The organism is Kushneria marisflavi (assembly GCF_002157205.1).
GTDB lineage: Bacteria > Pseudomonadota > Gammaproteobacteria > Pseudomonadales > Halomonadaceae > Kushneria > Kushneria marisflavi.
Map to the genome: position 1 here is coordinate 651611 of NZ_CP021358.1, position 22431 is coordinate 674041.

General features: G+C 58.7%; 19 protein-coding genes. 7 read left to right on the forward strand and 12 right to left on the reverse strand.

The genetic code is table 11. The annotated features are described in order from the left end of the window. The first annotated feature begins 484 nt into the window (after positions 1-484). Genes B9H00_RS03060 through B9H00_RS03085 form a run of 6 tightly spaced genes read left to right on the forward strand, consistent with a single transcriptional unit; the run spans position 485 to position 6341 of the window. On the forward strand, positions 485-3277 hold the full coding sequence (locus B9H00_RS03060) for a monovalent cation/H+ antiporter subunit A (RefSeq protein WP_086899430.1): 2793 nt from the start codon (positions 485-487) through the stop codon (positions 3275-3277). Then, positions 3277-3630 (forward strand): Na+/H+ antiporter subunit C, encoded by a 354-nt coding sequence (locus tag B9H00_RS03065; RefSeq protein ID WP_086899431.1) that lies wholly within the window; start codon positions 3277-3279, stop codon positions 3628-3630. Before B9H00_RS03060 ends, B9H00_RS03065 begins: the two co-directional genes overlap by 1 nt. Continuing rightward, a complete protein-coding gene (locus B9H00_RS03070) occupies positions 3627-5153 on the forward strand; it encodes a monovalent cation/H+ antiporter subunit D (protein ID WP_086899432.1) in 1527 nt (508 codons plus the stop codon). Before B9H00_RS03065 ends, B9H00_RS03070 begins: the two co-directional genes overlap by 4 nt. Then, positions 5143-5634 carry a Na+/H+ antiporter subunit E gene (locus B9H00_RS03075; protein WP_086899433.1) on the forward strand — a complete coding sequence of 164 codons (492 nt, stop codon included), beginning with the start codon at positions 5143-5145 and terminating at the stop codon, positions 5632-5634. Before B9H00_RS03070 ends, B9H00_RS03075 begins: the two co-directional genes overlap by 11 nt. Further along, positions 5631-5900, forward strand: coding sequence for a K+/H+ antiporter subunit F (locus B9H00_RS03080; protein WP_086899434.1), 270 nt, complete (start codon positions 5631-5633; stop codon positions 5898-5900). Before B9H00_RS03075 ends, B9H00_RS03080 begins: the two co-directional genes overlap by 4 nt. A 9-nt stretch (positions 5901-5909) precedes the next feature. After that, positions 5910-6341: a Na+/H+ antiporter subunit G gene (locus tag B9H00_RS03085; RefSeq protein ID WP_086899435.1), complete on the forward strand. Its 432-nt coding sequence runs from the start codon at positions 5910-5912 to the stop codon at positions 6339-6341. Positions 6342-6367: 26 nt separating this feature from the next. On the opposite strand, the gene hemH is transcribed toward B9H00_RS03085, so the two are convergent. Beyond that, positions 6368-7357: a ferrochelatase gene (gene hemH / locus B9H00_RS03090; protein ID WP_086899436.1), complete on the reverse strand. Its 990-nt coding sequence runs from the start codon at positions 7355-7357 to the stop codon at positions 6368-6370. 138 nt (positions 7358-7495) lie between these two features. Here hemH and B9H00_RS03095 point away from each other — a divergent pair, with 138 nt between their 5' ends. Continuing rightward, positions 7496-9064, forward strand: coding sequence for a cryptochrome/photolyase family protein (locus tag B9H00_RS03095; protein WP_086899437.1), 1569 nt, complete (start codon positions 7496-7498; stop codon positions 9062-9064). 131 nt (positions 9065-9195) lie between these two features. Here B9H00_RS03095 and B9H00_RS03100 read toward each other — a convergent pair whose 3' ends face one another. The 11 genes from B9H00_RS03100 to rnr all read right to left on the reverse strand — a co-directional run bounded on the left by B9H00_RS03100 (position 9196) and on the right by rnr (position 22381). Then, on the reverse strand, positions 9196-9498 hold the full coding sequence (locus B9H00_RS03100; RefSeq protein ID WP_086899438.1) for a hypothetical protein: 303 nt from the start codon (positions 9496-9498) through the stop codon (positions 9196-9198). A gap of 143 nt (positions 9499-9641) precedes the next feature. Next, on the reverse strand, positions 9642-10571 hold the full coding sequence (locus tag B9H00_RS03105; protein WP_086899439.1) for a hypothetical protein: 930 nt from the start codon (positions 10569-10571) through the stop codon (positions 9642-9644). Further along, positions 10571-14503 carry a non-ribosomal peptide synthetase gene (locus tag B9H00_RS03110; RefSeq protein WP_086899440.1) on the reverse strand — a complete coding sequence of 1311 codons (3933 nt, stop codon included), beginning with the start codon at positions 14501-14503 and terminating at the stop codon, positions 10571-10573. The genes B9H00_RS03105 and B9H00_RS03110 overlap by 1 nt, the downstream gene beginning before the upstream one ends. Before the next feature lie 249 nt (positions 14504-14752). After that, a complete protein-coding gene (locus B9H00_RS03115) occupies positions 14753-15049 on the reverse strand; it encodes a hypothetical protein (protein WP_086899441.1) in 297 nt (98 codons plus the stop codon). Between the two features lie 86 nt (positions 15050-15135). After that, positions 15136-16521, reverse strand: a complete 1386-nt coding sequence (dnaB, locus tag B9H00_RS03120) for a replicative DNA helicase (protein ID WP_086899442.1) — start codon at positions 16519-16521, stop codon at positions 15136-15138. Positions 16522-16713: 192 nt separating this feature from the next. Continuing rightward, on the reverse strand, positions 16714-17160 hold the full coding sequence (rplI, locus tag B9H00_RS03125) for a 50S ribosomal protein L9 (RefSeq protein WP_086899443.1): 447 nt from the start codon (positions 17158-17160) through the stop codon (positions 16714-16716). A 12-nt stretch (positions 17161-17172) separates the two neighbouring features. Beyond that, on the reverse strand, positions 17173-18024 hold the full coding sequence (locus tag B9H00_RS03130; RefSeq protein WP_086899444.1) for a hypothetical protein: 852 nt from the start codon (positions 18022-18024) through the stop codon (positions 17173-17175). A 12-nt stretch (positions 18025-18036) separates the two neighbouring features. Continuing rightward, positions 18037-18264, reverse strand: a complete 228-nt coding sequence (gene rpsR, locus B9H00_RS03135; protein ID WP_086622313.1) for a 30S ribosomal protein S18 — start codon at positions 18262-18264, stop codon at positions 18037-18039. A gap of 41 nt (positions 18265-18305) precedes the next feature. Beyond that, positions 18306-18713 carry a 30S ribosomal protein S6 gene (rpsF, locus tag B9H00_RS03140; protein WP_086622312.1) on the reverse strand — a complete coding sequence of 136 codons (408 nt, stop codon included), beginning with the start codon at positions 18711-18713 and terminating at the stop codon, positions 18306-18308. 201 nt (positions 18714-18914) lie between these two features. Then, positions 18915-19778, reverse strand: a complete 864-nt coding sequence (rlmB, locus tag B9H00_RS03145; protein WP_086899445.1) for a 23S rRNA (guanosine(2251)-2'-O)-methyltransferase RlmB — start codon at positions 19776-19778, stop codon at positions 18915-18917. Beyond that, positions 19775-22381: a ribonuclease R gene (gene rnr / locus B9H00_RS03150; RefSeq protein ID WP_086899446.1), complete on the reverse strand. Its 2607-nt coding sequence runs from the start codon at positions 22379-22381 to the stop codon at positions 19775-19777. Before rnr ends, rlmB begins: the two co-directional genes overlap by 4 nt. Between the last annotated feature and the right edge of the window lie 50 nt (positions 22382-22431).

Here is a 22431-nt window from a genome sequence, read left to right on the forward strand (position 1 = left end):
GCCACTCATATCCTTGCCTGTTTATGGAAGAAGGCAGCAAATCGGGTCTGGTATGCTATGGTAGAGTCGCATTACAGCGGGAATGGCCTGCCCTTTTCAATCATTTAACCTTAAGATTCGGGCTTGACAGCGAAAAGGCGGCCGAGGCGTCACGGAAGGTATTGCCAGCACGTCATCTGCAAGGGAGAATCGCCTAACTGCTTGATGTCATTGCCCGGCGCAACATTTCGCAAGGGACTAATAACAAGGGCCGGCCCCATAACGGGAGACGGCTTCCCGCCCATGGTGGGTTTCTGTTCGATATCTCTGACCGGCCCTGCAAGAAATCACTGACGCATACTGCACTGCGGGATTTGCTCGCTGTGTCGTCTATTCATGATGTCCGTCGTCCGTCCTGCTTCGGCCCTGAATCGGGGCCCATTGGTCATCGTGGCATGTCGAATAGTCCGTACACTGGAAGCCATTCATCAGGAAACAAGCATTCATGACCCTGCCCTGGATCCCTCTGCTGACCTTTCTGGGCGTTTTCGTGCCCGCGCTTGCCATACGTGGCGGCAGAACCGTCTGCGCGCTGGCCACGGCCATCGCACCCGCCATCGCACTCGGCCTGGTCCTTTATTTCTATCTGGGGCATGACGGTGAAGAGGTCATGCGCACCTCAATGCAATGGCTTCCAGCACTGGGTCTTGAGCTGGCCTTTCGTCTGGATGGCCTGTCGCTGCTTTTTTTGCTGCTGATCATTGGTATCGGTCTTTTGATCATTCTCTATACCCGCTACTACCTGTCCGAGCAGGACTCGATGTCGCGGTTTTATGCCTTCCTGATCCTGTTCATGACCTCCATGGTCGGCATTGTCATGTCGGACAACCTGCTACTGCTGTGGGGGTTCTGGGAGCTGACCAGCATCTCTTCCTTTTTGCTGATCAGTTTCTGGTCTCATGAGACGACAGCGCGCAAGGGCGCGCGCATGGCGATGACGATCACCGGCGCCGGTGGCCTGGCGCTGTTGGCCGGCATCATGCTGATTGGCAAGGTCGTTGGCACCTACAGCATCGAAACGGTGCTGGAGAGCCATGATCTGATCACGTCCAGCCCGCTTTATCCGGCCATCCTCGTGCTGGTGCTGTTGGGCGCGTTTACCAAGTCAGCGCAGTTCCCGTTCCATTTCTGGCTGCCTCATGCCATGGCTGCCCCGACGCCGGTGTCGGCCTATCTGCACTCGGCGACCATGGTCAAAGCGGGCATCTTTTTAATGCTGCGCCTGCATCCGGCGCTGTCAGGTACGGAACTCTGGACGGTGATTGTGACGCTGACCGGCCTGGTCACGCTGGTATACGGCGCCTGGTTTGCCTTTTTAAAAACCGACCTCAAGGGCATTCTGGCCTTTTCCACCATCAGTCATCTGGGCCTGATCACCTCACTGCTTGGACTTGGTAACTCACTGGCACTGGTGGCAGCTCTGTTCCATATCATCAATCACGCCCTGTTCAAGGCGTCGCTGTTCATGGCAGCAGGCATCATCGATCATGAAACCGGCACCCGCGATGTCCGAAAGCTGGGCGGTCTTTACAAACTGATGCCGATCACCACGGCACTCACCTGTATTGCCACGATCTCGATGGCCGGCATTCCACCGCTCAATGGCTTCATTTCCAAGGAAATGTTCTTTACCGAAGCGCTGTCCTCACAGCAATTCGGCGGTCTGGCATGGATTGTTCCGCTGCTGGCCGGCCTTGGTGGTCTGTTCTCGGTGGCCTACTCCCTTCGTCTGGCCTATGCCACCTTTTTCCGACGCCCGCGCCAGGAGCCGCCCAAAACGCCTCACGAGCCCCCCTGGCTCATGCGATTTCCGGTCGAGCTGCTGGTGGCGCTGTGTATTGTCATCGGGCTGATGCCAACCCTGCCGCAATCCCCGATACTCGAGGATGCCGCCCGCGCGACAGTCTCGGGGGAAATGCCGGAGTTTCATCTTTCGCTCTGGCATGGCGTCAATGCTGCCCTGTTGTTGAGCATGGCGGTCATTGCCGGGGGCATCGTGCTGCACCTGCTTCATCGCCACATGATGCGGTTCAACCGCCAGTTCCGCCCGCAGGATGCCCGCTACATCTTTGAGGCCTTTGTTCAGCGTCTGGTAGGGCTGTGTCAGCGTTTGATCGACCGACTCGAAAACGGTTCGCTGCAGCGCTACATGTTCCTGTTGATGGCCGTTTCCGTGCTTGCCATGGCGCTGGGGCTGGCAGATCTCGACATGCTGACCGGCAACCTTGCCCAACAGACACTGGACCCGATCGTGGCGCTGGGCGCCGGACTTTTGATCATGGGCGGCGTATTGACGGCCGCTCTGCATCGCTATCGTTTGATTTCGCTCTTGATGCTCTCCGTGGTGGGTCTGGTGGTCTCACTGACCTTTGCGCGATTCTCGGCGCCCGACCTGGCTCTGACGCAGCTGTCCGTCGAAGTCGTGACCATGATTCTTCTGATGCTGGCGCTTTTCTTCCTGCCGCAGAAAACCCCCAAGGAGTCCGCCGGTGCCCGCGTGGTGCGTGACGTTTTGATCGCTATCGGGTTTGGTGGTGCCGTGGCCAGCCTCAACTTTGCTGTCCTGACGCGCGATCTCGATAGTATTTCTCGGTTTTTTATCGATCACAGCGTGCCTGGCGGCGGCGGACATAACGTGGTCAACGTCATCCTGGTTGACTTCCGTGGCTTCGATACGCTGGGTGAAATTACGGTACTGGCCATCGCCGGGCTGGCAATCTTCAAGCTGCTGAACCGGCTTCGTCTGTTCATGCCGGCGACCGACATGGAGGGCCGTCTGTGGTCTGATGATCGCCACCCCACGCTTTTGATGGTGGTCTCCCAGACCCTGCTGCCACTGGCGCTGCTGGTGTCGTTTTTCATCTTCCTGCGCGGTCACAACCAGCCCGGCGGCGGTTTCATCGCCGGTCTGATCACGGCCGTGGCCCTGATTCTTTTGTACATGTCGCGCGGTGTCGAATGGGCACAGCAGCGACTGGACTTCCAGTTCCAGCCCATCGCCATTGCCGGCGTTGCCCTTTCGACCTTTACCGGGCTTTGCAGCTGGCTATTCGGGTATCCATTCCTGACCTCGACCTTCGATCATTTCCATCTCCCTCTGATCGGTGATATCGAACTGGCCAGTGCCCTGATCTTTGATGGTGGTATCTATCTGGCGGTCGTTGGCGCCACGCTGATGATTCTGGCCAATCTGGGCAAGCTCACCACTGCACATCGACCCAACAAGGACATCCCCTGATGGAAGCGCTCTATGCCATCACTACCGGTATCCTGACCGCCAGCGGCGTCTATCTGACCCTGCGCGGGCGAACCTTCCCGGTAGTCGTCGGGCTGACGCTGCTCTCTTATGCCGTCAACCTGTTTTTGTTTTCCATGGGCGGGCTAACCACGCATGGTGCGGCTCTGGTGGGTACCAGCGAGCATTATGCTGACCCTCTCCCTCAGGCACTAGTGCTGACCGCTATTGTGATCGGTTTTGCCATGACAGCCTTTGCCATCATTCTGGCGATGCGCTCCAGAGGCGATCTGGGCAGCGATAGTGTCGACGGCAACCGTACCGATCGTGAAGACCCAAGGGAGAACAAGGCGTGATGCAGCATCTGCCCATCTTCCCGGTTCTGCTGCCCCTGGTGGTGGCCATTATTCTGCTGCGAAAGCGTGAAGGGGTTGACCCGGTCAGACGCACCATCTCGATTACGGCCACGGCCTTGCTGGTCGCCGTTGCCTTCTGGCTGGTCAGCCAGGTCGCCGGCGGTGAGACGCTGGTCTATCGACTTGGTAACTGGCAGGCTCCCTATGGCATCGTTCTGGTGGCCGATCGGCTGTCAGCCATGATGGTGTTGCTGACCTCGCTGCTGGCGCTGGGCAGTGTCATTCATGCCAGTGGCGGTGAGGACAATCAGGGGTCCAACTTTCACGGGCTCTTTCACCTGCAGCTTATGGGAATCAACGGCGCCTTTCTGACCGGTGACCTCTTTAACCTGTTCGTCTTTTTTGAAGTGCTGTTGCTGGCGTCCTATGCGCTTTTGATGCATGGCGGCGGCAAGGCACGCGTGCAGTCGGGGCTGCACTATGTGGTGTTGAACTTGGCCGGCTCATCGCTTTTTCTCATTGCCCTGGGCGTGTTGTACGGCAGTATTGGTACGCTCAACATGGCCGATATGGCCGAGCGCGTCAGCCAGCTGCCGGCTGACCGACAGGGACTGGTTCGTGCCGGCGCCCTGCTGCTGCTGGTGGTCTTCGGGCTCAAGGCCGCCATCCTGCCGCTCTATTTCTGGTTACCACGCGCCTACAGCTCGGCACCAGCCCCCATTGCGGCGCTGTTCTCGATCATGACCAAGGTCGGCATCTATGCCATCCTGCGTGTATTTACCCTGATCTTTGGCGAACAGGCCGGCGGCCTTTCACTGCTGGCGCAACCCTGGCTTTGGTGGGGCGGGCTGGCAACGCTGGGTCTGGCAACTCTGGCCGTACTGTCGGCACGCGACCTGCGCATGCAGATTTCCTATTTCATGCTGATTTCGATCGGCACGCTGCTGTGCGGACTGGGCATGGAGGGAACAGCGTCGCGTGGGGCAATGCTGTTTTACATGCTACATACCACGCTGATCAATGGTGGACTTTTCCTGTTGGCGGACATGATTGCCGACCAGCGCGGCAAGGTCGGTACCCGGATCGTGCGCAGCAGAAAATTCAGGTACGCCACCCTGCTCAGCGCCCTTTATATGCTTGGTGCCGTGAGCTCCGCCGGCCTTCCCCCACTGTCAGGGGCGCTGGCCAAGGCATGGCTGATGTCAACCGCCACTTTGTCCGAGGGGCTCTGGCTGTGGCCGCTGCTGCTGCTGTCCGGTCTTGCCGGCGTGGTGGCGGCCTCACGCGCCGGCTCCACCATCTTCTGGCGCAATAGCAACGGTGACCCGGTCGGCGAACCCCTTTCCCGCAGCAAACTGACAGGAACGGTGATGCTTTTGGCCTGGGCACCAATACTGGTGATGCTGGCAGGCCCCATCGGTGGCTACACCACTGCCACGGCCGAACAGCTCGCCGATACCGTGCAATATCGCAGTGCCGTGCTGGGCCATGTCGCGTCAGGAGAGTCTGTCGATGCTGATTAAACGCTGTCTTCCCAGACCCATCCTTTCGCTGATTCTGACCCTGGTCTGGATCATGCTGTCAGATACCATCACCTACGGTTCCGTGATCATGGGCGTCATTCTGGGCGTTGCCATTCCGCTGATGACCCAGCGCTTCTGGGATGCTCAGCCAGTGGTCAAAAAGCCCATGCTGTTGCTGAGATATACCCTGCGCGTCATGCTGGACATCCTGATCGCCAATCTTCAGGTCGCCTGGCTGATTGGCCGCCCATGGCGTCGTCCGCGCCCGGCCTTTATCGAATATCCGTTAACGCTCAAGCGCGACTTCAGCATCACCCTGCTGGCCAGCACCATTAGCCTGACCCCGGGTACCATTTCGGCCAATCTGAGACTTGATGGCCGAAGCCTGCTGATTCATGTGCTGGATACCGATGATGAACAGGGCATCATCGACGAGATTTATAACCGCTACGAGCGGCCGCTCATGGAGATTTACGAATGATCGGTATTGCGCTGTGGATCAGCTTTTTTCTGGTCGCCATGGCCATCGTGCTCAACGCCTATCGGCTACTGGTCGGCCCTTCTCTGGCCGATCGGCTGATCGCACTGGACACCATGTACGTCAACAGCATCGCCCTGATCATTTTGTATACGATCTGGCTCAGCAGTCGGGTCTATTTCGAGGGCGCCCTGCTGATTGCCATGCTGGGATTTATCAGCACCGTGGCCGTGTGCAAGTATCTGTTGCGCGGCGACATCATCGAATAGGAGATCACCATGGCATGGCTGGACAAGGCATGGGTTGATACGGCGCTCGAAGCGCTGACGGCCTTTTTTCTGATCGCCGGCGCGCTGATCACCTTTATCAGCTCCTTCGGGATGGTGCACCTGCGTGATTTCTATCTGCGCATGCATGGGCCGGCCAAAGCCACGACACTGGGCGTCGGGCTGATTCTGGTCGCCTGCATGTTTTATTTCCTGCTGATTGATCGCACCTTTCATATCCAGCTGCTGCTGGTCACCATTTTCCTGTTGATCACGGCGCCCATCAGCGCGCACCTGCTGGCCAAGGTGGCACTGCACCAAAAGCTTCCCAGTGATGCCTCGACCACCGGTGCCCCCAGCGAGCTTCGCGAAGAGGATGTCGGACAGGAACCGGACACACCGCATCCGGAAGACCCCGGCAGCGGTCAGCGCCACAGCCCGTGAGGCGCTGACCTGTCGTACGCTGAACGTCAGCGCCAGTTGCGCGTGTTTTTCTCGACCAGACCCGCCAGCGCTTCAATATGACCCTCGCGGTCATTGAGCGCTGGCACATAGTGATACTCTTCCCCGCCGGCCTCAACGAAATATTCGCGATTCTCTACCTGAATCTCTTCAAGCGTCTCCAGACAGTCCGCTGCAAAGCCCGGACAGATGACATCAATGCCGGGCGTGGTTTTCACGTCCCAGTTCTTGAGCGTTTCGTCGGTATAGGGCTTGAGCCATTCCTCCCGACCAAAACGTGACTGGAAGGTCATGGTCCACTGACTGTCCTCAAGTCCCAGCTCGCGCGCCAGCGCCTCACTGGTAGCGCGACAGTGTTTCGGGTAGGGATCACCTTCCTCGGCGTAACGCTTCGGGATGCCGTGCCAAGAGATCAACAGATGGTTCTGCTTGCCGCGCGTGGCCCAGTGTTCACGAACACTTTCGGCCAGCGCTGTAATGTAGCCGCGGTCGTCATGGTAATCGCGGATAAAGTGCATCTCGGGAATATCCGGACACGGCTTGAGCGCATCGGCCAGACGATCAAAGACGGCCGCCGTGGTAGAACGTGAATACTGCGGATAAAGCGGCAATACCACGATGCGATTGACGCCGGCACGACGAAAGCTCAGCCCGGCGCTTTCCATCGTGGGTCTGCCATAGGTCATGCCCAGCTCAACCGGGATGTCACAGCCATACTGCGCATCCAGATGTGCCTTGAGTGCGCGCTGTTGACGTCGGCCAATGGCCAACAACGGCGACCCCTCCTCTTCCCAGACGCTCGCATAGGCCTCGGCGACCCTTTTTGGACGCGTTCGCAACACGATGGCATTGAGAATGAACCACCAGAGCGGACGAGACACATCGATGACGCGACGATCCCACAAAAACTCCCCCAGATATCGCCGTACGGCAGAAGGTGTGGGCTCATCCGGGGTGCCAAGATTGGCCAGCAGTACGCCAAAGGGGGCCTGCGCCATGTCTATACTCCTTGCAGTAACCAGAGGGGATTGATTACACAAACCCTCAAAATGATCAATTTTAATGAAATTATTCTATCAGCGCCGCTCAAGCCGCGTTGATGAAATGTCCCTATTCGTTACATGCAGGAAGTGTAAATGTCTCGACCGCTGATCGTAATCCTTGGGGATCAACTGACCGAGGATCTTCCCGTGCTGACAGGCGCACCGGACAATGCCGTGGTAGCCCTGTTCGAAGTAGAAGAGGAAGGCCGCTATGTGCCTCATCATCCGCAAAAAATCGCCTTTCTCTTCTCTGCCATGCGCCATTTTGCACAAGCGCTTCGCCAGAAGGGACATCAGGTGCACTACACCTGTCTGGATGATAACGACAATACGCAGGATCTGATCAGTGAGGCCGAACGCGTGGCCACACTTTATGACTGCGATGACATCCGGGTGACCTCTCCCGGCGAATGGCGCCTGTTTGATCGCATACAGAAAAGACGAAGCAACACCCCGACCTGGTACATGGTGACTGATGATCGCTTCTTCTGCTCTCAGGAAGAGTTTAACCAGTGGGCTCAGGGCCGCCAGCGATTTCGTATGGAGCACTTCTATCGCTGGATGCGTCGCGAAACCGGGCTATTGATGGATGAGCAGAACAATCCGCAGGGAGAGCGGTGGAATTTCGATCAGGACAATCGAAAGCCGCTGCCCAGAGACATCCATCCACCCGAGCCGCCTCAGCATCAGCCGGACCAGATGACCCGTGAGGTCATGGCGCTGGTCGAGACACATTTCGGCGATCACTTTGGCACGCTTGAAGGGTTCAACTGGCCCGTCACGAGGCGTCAGGCCCTCAATGATCTGAACCATTTCATCAAACACGCCCTGCCCTTTTTTGGCGATTATCAGGACGCCATCAGCGACCAGCACCCTTTTTTGTATCATGCGCGGCTTTCCGGTGCGCTCAATGCCGGGCTACTCAGGCCGCTGGAGGTCTGTCAGGCGGCAGAAAACGCCTGGCGTGATGGCAGTGTCCCACTCAACTGCACAGAAGGCTTCATTCGACAGATTCTGGGGTGGCGCGAATATGTGCGCGGTATCTACTGGCTGAATATGCCGGGTTACAAGCAGCGCAATGATCTCAAGGCCGACCGGAATCTACCCGCTTTCTACTGGACCGGCGACACTGACATGCGCTGTCTGAGACGCGCCATCGAAATGACCCGGGATCATGCCTATGCCCATCATATTCAGCGGCTGATGGTCACCGGCAATTTCGCCCTGCTCTGCGGCGTGCGCCCGGAAGCGCTGTGCGACTGGTACCTCGCGGTCTACATCGATGCCTATGAATGGGTGGAGCTGCCCAACACGTTGGGTATGGTGCTGTATGCCGATGGCGGCTACCTCGGCTCAAAGCCCTACTGTGCCTCGGGCAAATATATCGACCGTATGTCGGACCACTGCCAGCAGTGTCGTTTTGATGTCAAAAAAAGCATCGGTGAGGATGCCTGCCCCTTCAACAGCCTGTACTGGTACTTTCTGGAGCGTCATGAAAAACAGCTGGCCGGCAACCAGCGGATGAAGCTTATTTATGGCTCGCTTAATAAAATGAGCAGCGACAAACGCGAAGCCCTGCGCGAGCAGGCCATTCGTTTTCTGGATCAGCTGGATTATGAACCGGCCTATGGACAGGGGGATCATCTGGCCGGGTATCGTTAGAATACCGGCAGGAGCAGCGGTTGAGTCATCCCCCATGAAAAGCGCCGGCAAAAGCCGGCGCGAGGTCATTCAATTACAAGATCAGGTTTTGGTGTTTTTAACGGCATGCGCCCCAATCGAATTCGCAATCATCAGATCGCAATGGCCAGCTCGGGCAGGCTGCCCAGCTGTACCAGGCGGCGCGAGCTATCACTGCCGTCTTCTTCACTCTGACGCACGATCCAAGCATGGCGGATACCGGCGACCATCAGTTGATCAATGGCTTCATCGATCGAGCGGAACAGACAGGGCTTGCCACGACGGCTGAGCTTTTGTCGGTCACCGCTGAGGGTTTCGCATTCAATCTGGTAGATGTGGCTAAGCGTATTGCGTACGACGCGCACTTCCATTTCATGATGGTGTGACGCGGCATTTTCTAATTGATGTAATTCCATGTAACCCTCCCTGGGCTATCTTCTCATCGCTCGCTCGGCGATGGTCATCTCTATGTCTTTTCTATCAGTTGTCGAAAGAGTAGCAATGCCGGATGACAATTCCGTGTCAGCGCCAGCACTGCCTTTCCAGTGTTGTCTTGATGCTACGTTACCGGGCCCTTTTGTACGTCGCTTCGATAACGCGTCAGACCATCATCAAAAATGGCCCTTTGCGGCGCTGTCATCAGGCGTCGAGCACGTGCAATGTGGGTTTCACCCAGACGTTGCAGTCGTGCCACGATCGTGGCGAGCCAGGTCGTATCGGCAAAGAGTGCATCAGGCAGCGCAATCCGGCGCTCGAGGTCACCGAGGTACCAGATATGGTCGATCATGGCAGGGCCGCTCGAGAACTCGGAAGCGGCAGGTAACATTAGACCATTATGACGTACATCAAGGAAAAGGTGATCGCCTGAAAAGACGCCCTTTTCCCCATGATAGGGATGAATCAGCTCGATAATCCCTGGGTAACGCTTAACGAGTCGTTCTGCCAGCGGCTCGTAGGACGCATCAGGCAGTGAATGATGCGTCAGGTGGCGCAGTCCGAAGACCAGCACGGCGCGCCGCCCTCGCTCGAGAACTTCCTGCTCGACACGTTCAGCATAGGCGCCTTCACGCTGCTCATGCCAGCGGACAAAACCCTCGGCATCCAGTGTTTCCCAATCTATGGCAGGCTCCGCCAGTATCACCCGAACACGATATCTGGAAGCACGCTTGAGATTGGCAGCACGGAGACGCCTGAAAAAATCAGCGTAGACCGGCGGGCTCCACAGCAGAAAATAGAGGGTGTCCTGCCAGACAGCTTCGAGCCCGGTATCATCCATGTCCTCACCGCCGATGTAGCGGTCAAGCCATGCCTGGTGACGGGCACTCCCAAATTCGACAACGATATCGTCAAACGTTCCCTCAAGTGCCGGATTTTCCAGCAGCGCGGTGATGGCTTCCATCACCGCCGGACACCAGTGAATCTCTCCAAGCCCGATCAGCGCGCGCCGCCGAAAGAGATCAACCATGAGGGTCTCGGCGCGAGATGCCATTACGACACGCCGTCGCAACAGGTCGTTCGGGGCTCAAGAACCGCCATCAAATGCTGTGCGATCGTGGTCAGATGCTTCTGGTGCATCAGCTCCGGGTGCGTGGCCGGCAGATCCAGATTGATGATGCGCCCGCCGACATAGGGCTGCCAGGCGCGGCGGTCGAGCCAGTCCTCTTCACGGGGCGTGGCCGCCGTGAAGAAATGCATGTCACCGCGATAGACGAGATGATGGGTTTCTCGCACCAGACGGCTGTTGTTGATCACCACATCCACCAGGGCATCCAGCGTCTGTGACGACAGCTGACCAAGCGCACTGCCTTCGCGCTGCAGCAGGGCAATGACCTGCGCCCGACGCGATCCGGTATTGTCGACAAGCGCTGTATCGGTAAGCCCTGCAATACGCAGCAGCGCCTCCAGGGCCATGCCTTCATCCGGTGGCGTCATGTCTCGCCAGAGATCAGCCGGATAGGCATCCAGTAGCGCCAGCATGCCCACTTTTTCACCGTCGCTTTCCAGTAGTGCCGCCATGGTATGTGCGATCATCCCGCCCACCGACCAACCCAGCAAATGATAGGGCCCTTGAGGCTGAATACGACGTATCTGTGCGATGTAATCGCGCGCCATCTCTTCCATCGTCTCCGGACGTCGAGCGTCGGGCAAAAGCCCACGCGCCTGCAAACCGTACAGGGGATATCGTGAAGGCAGCGTGCGTGCCAGCCCCGCATAGCACCAGGCCAAGCCGCCCGCCGGATGGATGCAAAAGACCGGTGACGCCTCGCCACTTTCTCTCAGCGGCAGAATGACATCCAGCCCACCTGCCGCGGCCTCCTCCATATTGAGCGCATCCAGCGCCTCAATGGTAGAGGCCTCGAAAAGCGTGGCAATGGTGAAATTTGACCCCAGCGCCTCATTAATGCGGCGTATCAACTGCAGTGCGTTTAACGAGTTGCCGCCAAGATCGAAAAAGTTATCCCGAATGCTGACTCGTTCAAGCCCGAGCACCTCGGCAAAAAGATCGGCCATGATCTGTTGGCGAGGCGTCCCCGGTGCCATGCCCTCCTCTCCGGCCCCGGGCGCCGGCAGAGCCCGACGATCCAGCTTGCCGTTGGGGCTCAGTGGCAGCGCCTCAAGCTCAATGATGACACCGGGCACCATATAATCCGGCAGCGCGCGCGACAGGTGGCGCTTGAGCGCGTCCAGCGATGGCTCGCGGCTCTCCTGAACAATGACGTAGCCTACCAGTCGAGCGCTGTGACCACTGCCATGGACACTGACCACAGCGTGCGCCACCCCGTCAAAGGCAAGCATGACGGACTCGATTTCGCCGAGCTCCAGGCGCTGGCCGCGCAGTTTGACCTGATGATCAATGCGCCCGAGATATTCGAGCACACCGTCAAAGCGCCAGCGCGCCAGATCACCGGTGCGATACAGTCTCGAATCGCTCTCCAGCGCCGGGCAGTCAATAAAGCGCTCTTCGGTCAGTTCCGGTTGACCCAGATACCCACGTGCCAGATTGCGCCCGGCAATATAGAGCTCTCCCGGCATCCCGACCGGCACCGGCTGTAAACCGGCATCCAGCACATGCAAACGCGTGTTCCAGATGGGCGCCCCGATAGGCACGCTACTGTCGGTGTCCGCAACGTGGCACTGCCAGGCACTGACATCGACGGCAGCTTCGGTGGGGCCATACAGATTGTGCAGCGCCACCGCGGGCAGGCGCGTCAGAAAACGATGCTCCAGCTCACGTGAGAGCGCCTCACCGCTGACAAAGACCTGACGCAGGGCGGTCATGCGCTCAACGTCCTGATCGCTCAGCTCATCGAGGAGAATATCGAGCATTGAGGGCACAAAGTGCAGCGTGGTAATCGCCTCATCAATGATGGTATCAATGAGATAGCGAGGATCACGGTGACCACCCTCGCGTGCCATGACCAGCGCCGCACCGCTGATCATGGGCCACAGGAATTCCCATACCGACACATCAAAGCCGTTGGGGGTTTTTTGAAGCACCCGATCCCCCTCTCCCAGCGCGTAGCGCCCCTGCATCCAGAGAATGCGATTGACGATGGCGTGATGCTCAACCAGTACACCCTTGGGCTTGCCGGTCGAGCCGGAGGTGAAAAGAATGTAAGCACCGAGACCGGCATCGCGCTGTGCAGCGCTCCCGGGGGTCAGCGTTCGACACTTATCGGCATCTGCCAACGTCAGGACCTGCACGACGTCCGATGAGAAGCGCACACGCTGTACCTCATCGATCAGAATCAATCGCGGCGTGGCGCGCGTGATGATGTCCATCAGACGCGCATCGGGATATTCCAGCGGCAGAGGCAGCCAGGCCGCCCCCACATGATGAATGGCCAGTAGTGCCACCTGCATTTCCAGCGAACGAGGCAGTGCCACTCCGACAGCGTCACCGGGACATACGCCCTGCTCGATCAGCGAATTCGCCAGCGCCTGCACCTGACGCCCCAGCGACTGGTAATCCAGTGCCACGCCACCTGCCACCAGCGCTGTCGCACCGGGTGTTTTACAAGCCTGGCGCTCAAACAGCGTTGCCATGTGGGTCGTTTCCACAGGGTGGTCGGTGGCGTTGAAGCGAGCCAGCGCCTGATGGTCTTGTGGGGTGGCCAGCATCAGCTCGCCCACAGGGGTTTCGGGGGCAGCCATGAACGTTAACAACCACTGTGCCAGCCGCGCGAGATGCCACTCAAGCTCGCTCTCGTTATAAAGCGCCGGATTCCCATCCAGTGCCAGGCGCATGGCCTCGCTGTCACCACCGAGATACACCGAAAAGACCAGATCATCGACAGGTCCTGCCACCAGGTGATGCCTGTACACCTGGCTTTGCGGCCACTGACCGCTTGAATCGAAGGGCAGGACATTGACGTGCATACCCAGCAGCGGGCGCCGGCCGGGCCGGCGTCCCAGATCGCGCAGCAGCCATTCATGGCGATAGCGCTGATGGCGCCGCAGGGTATTCAAGGACTGTGCCGCGGACTGACACCACTCAATGGGTGCGGCGCTGAAGTCATCCATCAGACGCAGCGGCAGCATGTTAACCTGGGTCATGGGCGTGCGAAGCGCCGCACCCTGCATGCGCCCCATCATGGGAACGCCCAGTGTGACATCGGGCCGCTGACACATGCGCGCATACCAGGCCCCACTGGCGGCCAGAATAGCTTCGGCCAGCCCCTGGCGCTGCTCGACACACCGCTCATGAAACTGCCGACTCTGCGCCTGGTCCAGCGTCATTTCGCAGCGCAGGGCATGAGGCTGCGCCGGTGCAAATCGTCCCGAGGGAGAAACAGGTTCAGGGTCATCGCCAAAGATGCCCTGCCAGTGCGTCCGGTCCTGCTCAAGCGCCCTGCCTTCAAGATAGCGCTGCTCTTCTTCGATAACGCGCTCGATACTGCCATACCAGGCCGGTTTGACCGCCTCTTCCTTGCCCAGTGCGATATAGTGCTCGGCAGCGCGCTGCTGGATCAGTCCATAGGCCCAGGCATCGGCGGCCACATGATGCATGTTGAGCCACCAGAGCACATGATCATCCGCCAGTCGCCAGATGGCCTGACGATAAAGTGGGCCCTTTTCCAGCGCAAAGGGGGCCTCACGACGCTCGGACATCTGCTGCCAGGCCCGTTCGCGGGCATCTTTCCTGCCGCGCAGATCAATGATCTCCACGTCTTTTGCCTGTCTGATACCGCTGGCTGCAAGTCTTGCCGGGCCACTGTCGGTGACCACAAAGCCTTCAAACAGACCATCGGCCTCGTTGATGGCCATTGAGGCGGCCTGTGCCAGCCTGTTGACATTCATATTGCCGGTGAACTCGAGACACTGTGCAGTGGAATATCCTCCCTGACAGGAACTGCTCTGCTGGCCGTACCAGATACCAGCCTGGGCGCCGCTGACGGGAAGAAAATCGGCCTGACTCATGAGATCACCATCTTCTGCAATACCACCCCTGCGCGGGTTCTGAGGACGGCGTATCGACCGAACGAAAGAATCACTCGATCACTGACACCGTTCAAACGAATAGGGGACTGAATTTAAATAATAATGCTTCTCATTTCAAATGAAATACCCGGTATTTCCCATTACGGCATTCAAAATGCAAAACGGGACCGGATGTTGCCATCCGGTCCCGCAGATCATCGACACGACGACCGACCACGGCCTCAGCGGCTATTCGCGATTGAAGGTCGCGGGGTCAATGGCGACCCCCAGCGAGCGACGATCGATCCAGCGCCCGGCCTTGGTCTCCTTGTAACGAAATACAACATAGTCGCCTATCGAGACATCCAGCTGGGCCTCTTCTACCTGGTAGGAGTAGACCTCGCCGTTCACGGTCAGGGTATGCCGGTAAAGATCCGGCATGCCCAGCCACTCCTTGAAGGGACCTTCGGTTTCGACGCTTTCAAGCGTACCGCGTGCTTCCAGTTTGGGTTGACGACGTCCGCCGCGACGGTATCCAGCCGGCATATTGACTCCTGTCAGGCTTATCAGGAAAAAGGGAAATGACGCCAATGGCGTCGTCTCATGGGTCTTTGGGCGCATAGGGACGCCAGTTACTCTTCGTACTGGCCGTAGCTGCCCGGCGCGAGATCCTCGAATCGGGTGTACTTGCCGATAAAGGCCATATGCACGGTACCGATGGGACCGTTACGCTGCTTGCCGATGATCAGCTCGGCCAGCCCCTTGTTGTCGGGGTTGTCCTTGTTATACACCTCGTCGCGATAGACGAAGGCGATGACGTCGGCATCCTGCTCGATGGCGCCGGACTCACGTAGATCCGACATGACCGGACGCTTGTTGGGGCGCTGTTCCAGCGAGCGGTTAAGCTGCGACAACGCCACGACCGGGCAGTTGAATTCCTTGGCCAGCCCCTTGAGCGAACGCGAAATTTCAGAGATTTCTGCGGTACGATTTTCCGACATGCCCGGTACCTGCATCAGCTGCAGATAGTCGATCATGATCAACCCGATACCGCCGGCATCTCGCGCAATACGCCGGCTTCGCGAGCGCATCTCATTAGGTGAGAGAGCCGCGGTATCATCGACGTAGAGCTGTTTATCCTTGAGAAGGTTCACCGCCGAGGTCAGTCTCGGCCAGTCCTCATCCTCAAGCTGCCCGTTACGCACACGGGTCTGATCGATGCGCCCCAGCGAGGAGATCATGCGCAGCATGAGGGACTCCGCCGGCATTTCCATTGAGAACACCACCACAGCCTTGTCGCTGCTCACTACGGCGTGCTCGACCAGGTTCATGGCAAAGGTGGTCTTGCCCATCGAGGGGCGGCCCGCCACGATCACCAGATCAGAGGGCTGAAGCCCCGAGGTCATGTCGTCCAGATCACGAAAGCCGGTCGACAACCCTGTCATCTGTCCCTTGAGGTTGAACAGCTCATCAATACGGTCCACGGCCTTGCTGAGCAGGTCGCTCATGCCAATGGCACCGCCAGTCTTGGGCCGGGATTCGGATATCTGGAAGACCAGCCGTTCAGCTTCATTGACCAGCTCGTCCGCATTGCGGCCCTGAGGATTGAAGGCACCCTCTGCAATCTGATTGGCCGCCGCGATCAGCTTTCGCAGGGTGGCACGCTCGCGCACGATATCGGCATAGGCGCGAATATTGCTGGCTGACGGCGTGTTACGTGCCAGTTCGGCGAGATAGGAGAGACCACCAACACGGTCCAGCCGGTCGTGTGATTCAAGCTCCTCGGAGAGCGTCACCACATCCAGCGGTCGCCCCTCTTCTGCCAGACGGGCCATGGCCTTGAAAATATCGCGATGCTCTATGCGATAGAAATCATCACTGACCAGACGATCGGCAATCTCGTCCCAGGCCTGATTGTCCAGCATCAGACCGCCCAGTACGGATTGTTCGGCTTCAAGCGAGTATGGCGGCACCTTGAGCGCAGCGGTTTCCTGATCAAACTCGATCACTTCACTCATGACGACGATTAACCATGTGACGACTTACCCGGGAGAGTGATTCAACGCAGGATCATAGCCTACGCTCGCGGAAAGGACATGTCATGATCCTTCCAGCCGGACAGCGATTGAAAACGGTCATTAAAAAAAGGGGCACACAAGGTGCCCCTTCTCATGGCATATCATGGATATGCGCAGTGCCATCAATATGGCTTACTCAGCAACCACGACCACGCGAACGCTGGCGGTAACATCGGAGTGCAGACGCAGCTCGATGTCGTATTCGCCAGTTTGACGGATCGGGCCCAGCGGCATGCGAACTTCGCTGCGCGCAACATCGATACCGGCCTGAGCGATGGCATCAGCCAGATCGCGCGGACCAATGGAACCGAACAGCTTGCCTTCATCGCCTGCGCGAGCAACGAGCGACAGCTCGATCTCGGACAGCTCTTCAGCGCGACGTTCGGCTTCGGCCTGACGCTCGGCGGCGTTGGCTTCGAGCTCGGCACGACGCGTTTCGAAAGCTTCGACGTTGGCTTTGGTTGCCGGAACGGCCAGGCCGTAAGGCACCAGGTAGTTACGACCGTAACCCGGCTTGACGCTGACCTGGTCGCCCAGGTCTCCCAGCTTGCCGAGCTTGTCGAGCAGAATGACTTCCATCTCGTGGACCTCTTAACGTTGACTGCCGATCAGACGCGTGCGGAAATCCGCAAAGGTATCTATCAGCGCCAGCAGCAGCACTATCACTAACGTGGGCCAAGTGGTCAGCAGCAATGCATAAAAGCCGACCAGCCAGAACCCTCTCATGGACTTTACACCTACCACACCGTGCACAAGGGCAATGCCCGCCACCAACAGAGGAACCCAGGCCATCAATATGGCGCCCGGGAGTGCGCCCAGAAAACCGACAGCGGTCATCAGGACCACACCGGCAAGCTCCAGCCTCGACAGACGAAAGCGATGAAACTCGTCTCGGAAACCGCCGGGATTGTACAGGGCTGCCTGCCAGCTTCGCGCCAGCGCAAGGCAGGCGGTTGCGGCCAGCATGACCATCAGGCCGGTCACGGCCGAGATCATCAGAATCGCCAGTCTTTCAACCGGCACTCCCTGGCTTGCGTACTGCCGAAGCAGTTCGTCAATCTCCGGCGCCTGAGCGCGTACTTCCTCAATCAGTTGCGAGGCATCAGGTGGTGCGAAGATCCCGATCTGGATCAACACGGCCACCACGATGGCCCCGGCCAGCAGGGTTTCACCCCAGCGAAACCGCTCGCGCAGAATAATGGCCATGACCGTCACCAGCAGAATGCTGGCCAACGGGATGGCATCGCCCTGCATCCACCACCAGCCAGCCGGCAGTGCCGCAGCCAGTACTACCGGGGATGCCGGTCCAAGACCACGGCGCAGCGTCACCAGCGCGCTGACGGCAGCAGACAGCCAGAAAAGCCATGGGACCAGTGAACCCAGTAGCGCCACACCAACCGCGCGCGGCGTACTCTGCATTATCCAGCGAGCAAAACCCTGCATGGCGTATGCAGCTTACTGGTGGCTGTCGGTATAGGGCAGCAGGGCCAGATAGCGAGCGCGCTTGATCGCGGTTGCCAGCTGACGCTGATAGCGTGCACGTGTACCGGTGATACGGCTCGGAACGATCTTGCCGGTCTCGGTCACGTAGGCTTTCAGCGTGTCGAGGTCCTTGTAATCAATGTACTTCACGCCTTCGGCGGTAAAGCGGCAAAACTTGCGACGACGGAAAAAACGGGCCATGTCAGTCTCTCCAATGGGTGGATTCAGGCCAGAGCATCAGCTCAGGAGGCAGCTTCGGTCGACTCTTCTGAATCGGAACGTTCACGCGGACGTTCGTCATCGGAGCGCTCACGACGGCGTCCCTTTTCATCTGCCGCTTTCATCATCGGAGATGCTTCGGTGACAGCTTCGGTACAACGCACGACCATGTTGCGAATGATGGCATCGTTGAAGCGGAAGATGTTTTCCAGTTCAGCCAGCGTTTCGCCGCTGCATTCAACGTTCATCAGAACGTAGTGAGCCTTGTGGATCTTGTTGATCGGGTAAGCCAGATGACGACGGCCCCAATCTTCAAGACGATGAACAGTGCCACCATTTTCAGTCACGAGCCCTGTATAGCGCTCGATCATGGCAGGCACCTGCTCGCTCTGGTCCGGGTGGACCATGACCACGATTTCGTAATGACGCATGGTGTCTCCTTTCGGTTTGACAGCTTCTCGATGACAGAAACATCCGCCATGGGAAGCAAGGAGTTGATAGAAGGGTATTTTTCGTTACAAGGGCAGCATCGAGGTTACCGCTTCGATGATCTGCAAATGCAGTCGGCGGCCGTAGCCGCCGCGAAACCGCACAATTGTAGGGAGATGGCCCGCTGTTTGCAAGCAAAAGGATCAATGCGGGCGTCGCTGACGCACCGCTTCAAACAGGCAGATGCCCGTAGCCACCGACACATTGAGACTCGACACCTGACCGGCCATGGGCAGCTTGACCAGCTGATCGCAGTGTTCGCGGGTCAGCCGACGCAGCCCCTTGCCTTCAGCACCCATGACCAGCGCGGTAGGACCGCGCATGTCGACATCATGAACGAAAGTGTCCGCCTCCCCGGCGGCACCAAGTACCTGCATGCCATATTCCTTCAGCCGTGCAAGCGCCCGGGCCAGATTGGTCACCTGATAGACCGGCACACTTTCAGCCCCACCGCAGGAGATCTTTCGCACCGTGGCATTAAGCGGCGCCGAGCGGTCCTTGGCGACCATCACGCCAATGACGCCTGCCGCATCGGCCGAGCGCAGACAGGCACCAAAATTGTGGACATCCGTGACGCCATCAAGCACCAGCAGCAGCGGTGCCTGATCGACGTTGGCCTCGAGCTGCCAGAAAAGCGATGACTCATTATCGGCCACCAGAGGTTCACAAAAGGCGATAACGCCCTGATGTGCGCCTTCGGCAATCTGATCAAGCACCTCACGCGACTGCAGGACCACGCGCGCCCCCAGCGCTGACGCCTGCTGCTGGATGTCGGCCAGACGCTTTTCTGCCTGTCCTTCCTGTATCCAGAGCTCCGAGGGCACCTGCTGACGCATCAGCAGGGTTTCGACAGCATGAACGCCATGTACCGAATCCAGCCCTCTGGGGGCTGATGCCCTCGCCGACGAGGCGCCTTTATGTCTGTCACGGCCCGGGGCATTTTGCCGCCTCTGCGCCTGAGGTTTGGCGCCACTTCGCTTGCCACTACGCTGATGATCGCCCTTCATGACTTGCGACGGCCCTTGTCAGTATCACGCTTGCCTTTTTTGTCGGCACTGCTTTTGCTCTTGCCGCGCTTTGGCTTGTCGGCATCACTACTACCGGCACCGGCAGGCTTGCCAATACGTTTGCGAGGCTTTCGTGCCGCTGCATCTTCCTGGGCCCTGAGTGTATCGGTATCAGGCGCTTCCGGAGTCCCTGCCTCGGAGGCCTTTTCTTCCCGCCGACGCAGACGCTCCTTCTTGCCGGGACGGGATTTACGCCGCTTCTTGCTCGGCGCCTCCGCTTCGGCAGGCGCACTGCTCTCCGGGGCCGGCGTATCGGTGCCGGGCTTTCGGATGCGACGTCGGGATTTGGACTGAGCATCGGTCAGCATGAAATCGATCTTGCGATCATCCAGATCAACACGCGCCACCTGAACAGTGACCCCGTCGCCCAGACGATACGTCACACCCGTGCGCTCGCCCTTGAGCTGATGACGCTCACCTTCGAACTGGTAGTAGTCAGAAGGAAGGTTGCTGATATGGACCAGCCCCTCGACAAAGTGCTCGTTGAGCCGCACGAACAGACCAAACTGGGTGACCGAGGCAATGGCCCCTTCAAAAACGTCACCGACCTTGTCGGCCATGAACTCGCACTTGAGCCAGTCCTCGACATCACGAGTAGCTTCATCGGCACGACGCTCGGTCATTGAGCAGTGCTCGCCCATGGCTACCATCTGCTCGAAGCTATATGGGCACCAGCGCTGCGGCTCGTTATTCGGAGCGCCTTCTACACGCTGCACGTGGGACGAGTCACGCTGACTGCGGATGACCGAGCGAATGGCACGGTGAATGAGCAGGTCGGGATATCGCCTGATGGGAGACGTGAAGTGAGCATAGGCGGCATAGGCCAGACCGAAGTGGCCTTCGTTATGCGGCGAATAGACCGCCTGATTCATGCTGCGCAACATGACCGTCTGGATGATGTCGACATCCGGGCGGCCGTTGATGACCTCGCGAAGACTCTGAAAATCCTGCGGCGTGGATTTACCCTTTTCGTCGCTGGCACCCAGCGTCAGGCCCAGCTCACCAAGGAAGGCGCGCAGCGTGGCGAGCTTTTCATCCGAGGGCGAGGCGTGAACGCGGTACAGTGCCGGTAGCTTGTGCTTTTCGAGAAAGCGCGCGGTCGCCACGTTGGCTGCCAGCATGCACTCCTCGATCAGCTTGTGCGCGTCGTTGCGTGTACGCGGCACGATGCGCTCAATCTTGCGCTGTTCGTTGAACACGATCTGGGTTTCAGTCGTCTCGAAGTCGATGGCGCCTCGAACGGTACGCGCCTGACGCAGCGTCTGATACAGCCCGTGCAGCGCCTCCAGCGGCTTGACCACGTGAGCGTACTCACCTCGAAGGGCCTGACCCTCTTCGCTGTCGGCATCTTCAAGCATGGTGCCGACCTTGTTGTAGGTCAGCCGCGCATGCGAGCGCATCACGCCTTCATAAAACTTGTAGCGGCTGATCTCGCCGCGCTGCGAGATATTCATCTCACAGACCATGCAGAGCCTGTCGACGTCCGGATTGATCGAGCACAAACCGTTGGAGAGCAGCTCCGGCAGCATGGGAACGACCTGACCGGGGAAATAGACCGAGTTACCGCGCTGCCAGGCCTCACGATCAAGCGGGGAATCGACCTCGACATAATGCGAGACATCGGCAATCGCCACGATCAGCTTCCAGCCGCCGGATTTGGTCTTCCAGGCATACACGGCGTCGTCGAAGTCCTTGGCATCTTCACCGTCGATGGTGACCAGCGGCCAGTCACGCAGATCAACGCGATGATGCTTGTCCTCGTCACGCACCTCCTCGCTCATGTCACGAATCTGGTCCAGCACCTCGGAGGGAAACTCGGCCGGAATGTCATGCTCGCGGATGGCGATATCGATTTCCATGCCGGGATCCATGCGCTCACCCAGCACTTCGGTCACTTCACCGATGGGCTGCTGGCGCAGGCCGGGCTGCGTGGTAATACGCACCTCGACGACCTGGCCATCCTCGGCACCGTTGGCCGCGCCGTCTTCAATGATGATCTCGTGAGCAATGCGGCTGTTCTCGGGGACGACCACAGCGATGTCGCTGCCGCGCTTGCGATACAGGCCAATCAGGCTTGGCGTATTGCGCTCAAGAATTTCGTTGACGCTGGCCTCTTCCCTGCCGCGTCGATCCTTGCCACTGACGCGAACGCGCACACGGTCACCGTCAAAAAGACGCCGCATCTGACGCGGCGGGATCACAAGATCCGGCTTTTGCTTGTCATCGCGCACGAAAAAGCCGATGCCATCACGATGGCCGACCACGCGGCCTTCCAGCAGAGACTGGGGATCGATAATTTCAAAGGCACCGCTTTTCTGACGCAGGATCTGCCCGTCACGCTCCATGGCGGACAGGCGCCTGCGGACGGCTTCCAGACGATCCTCATCCGTGATGCCCAGCAGCTTGCTGACATCTTCATGCGTGATCGGCTTGCCGTGCTCGGTCAGAATCTGCAGAAGGTATTCACGACTGGGGACCGGGTTGTCATATTGACTGGCCTCACGTTCCGCCTGCGGATCGTCGGCTGGCGTCCATTGACTCATAGATTGCTTCCCTGAAATGGTTGTCTTGTGATACCGGGCAAGATGGCGAG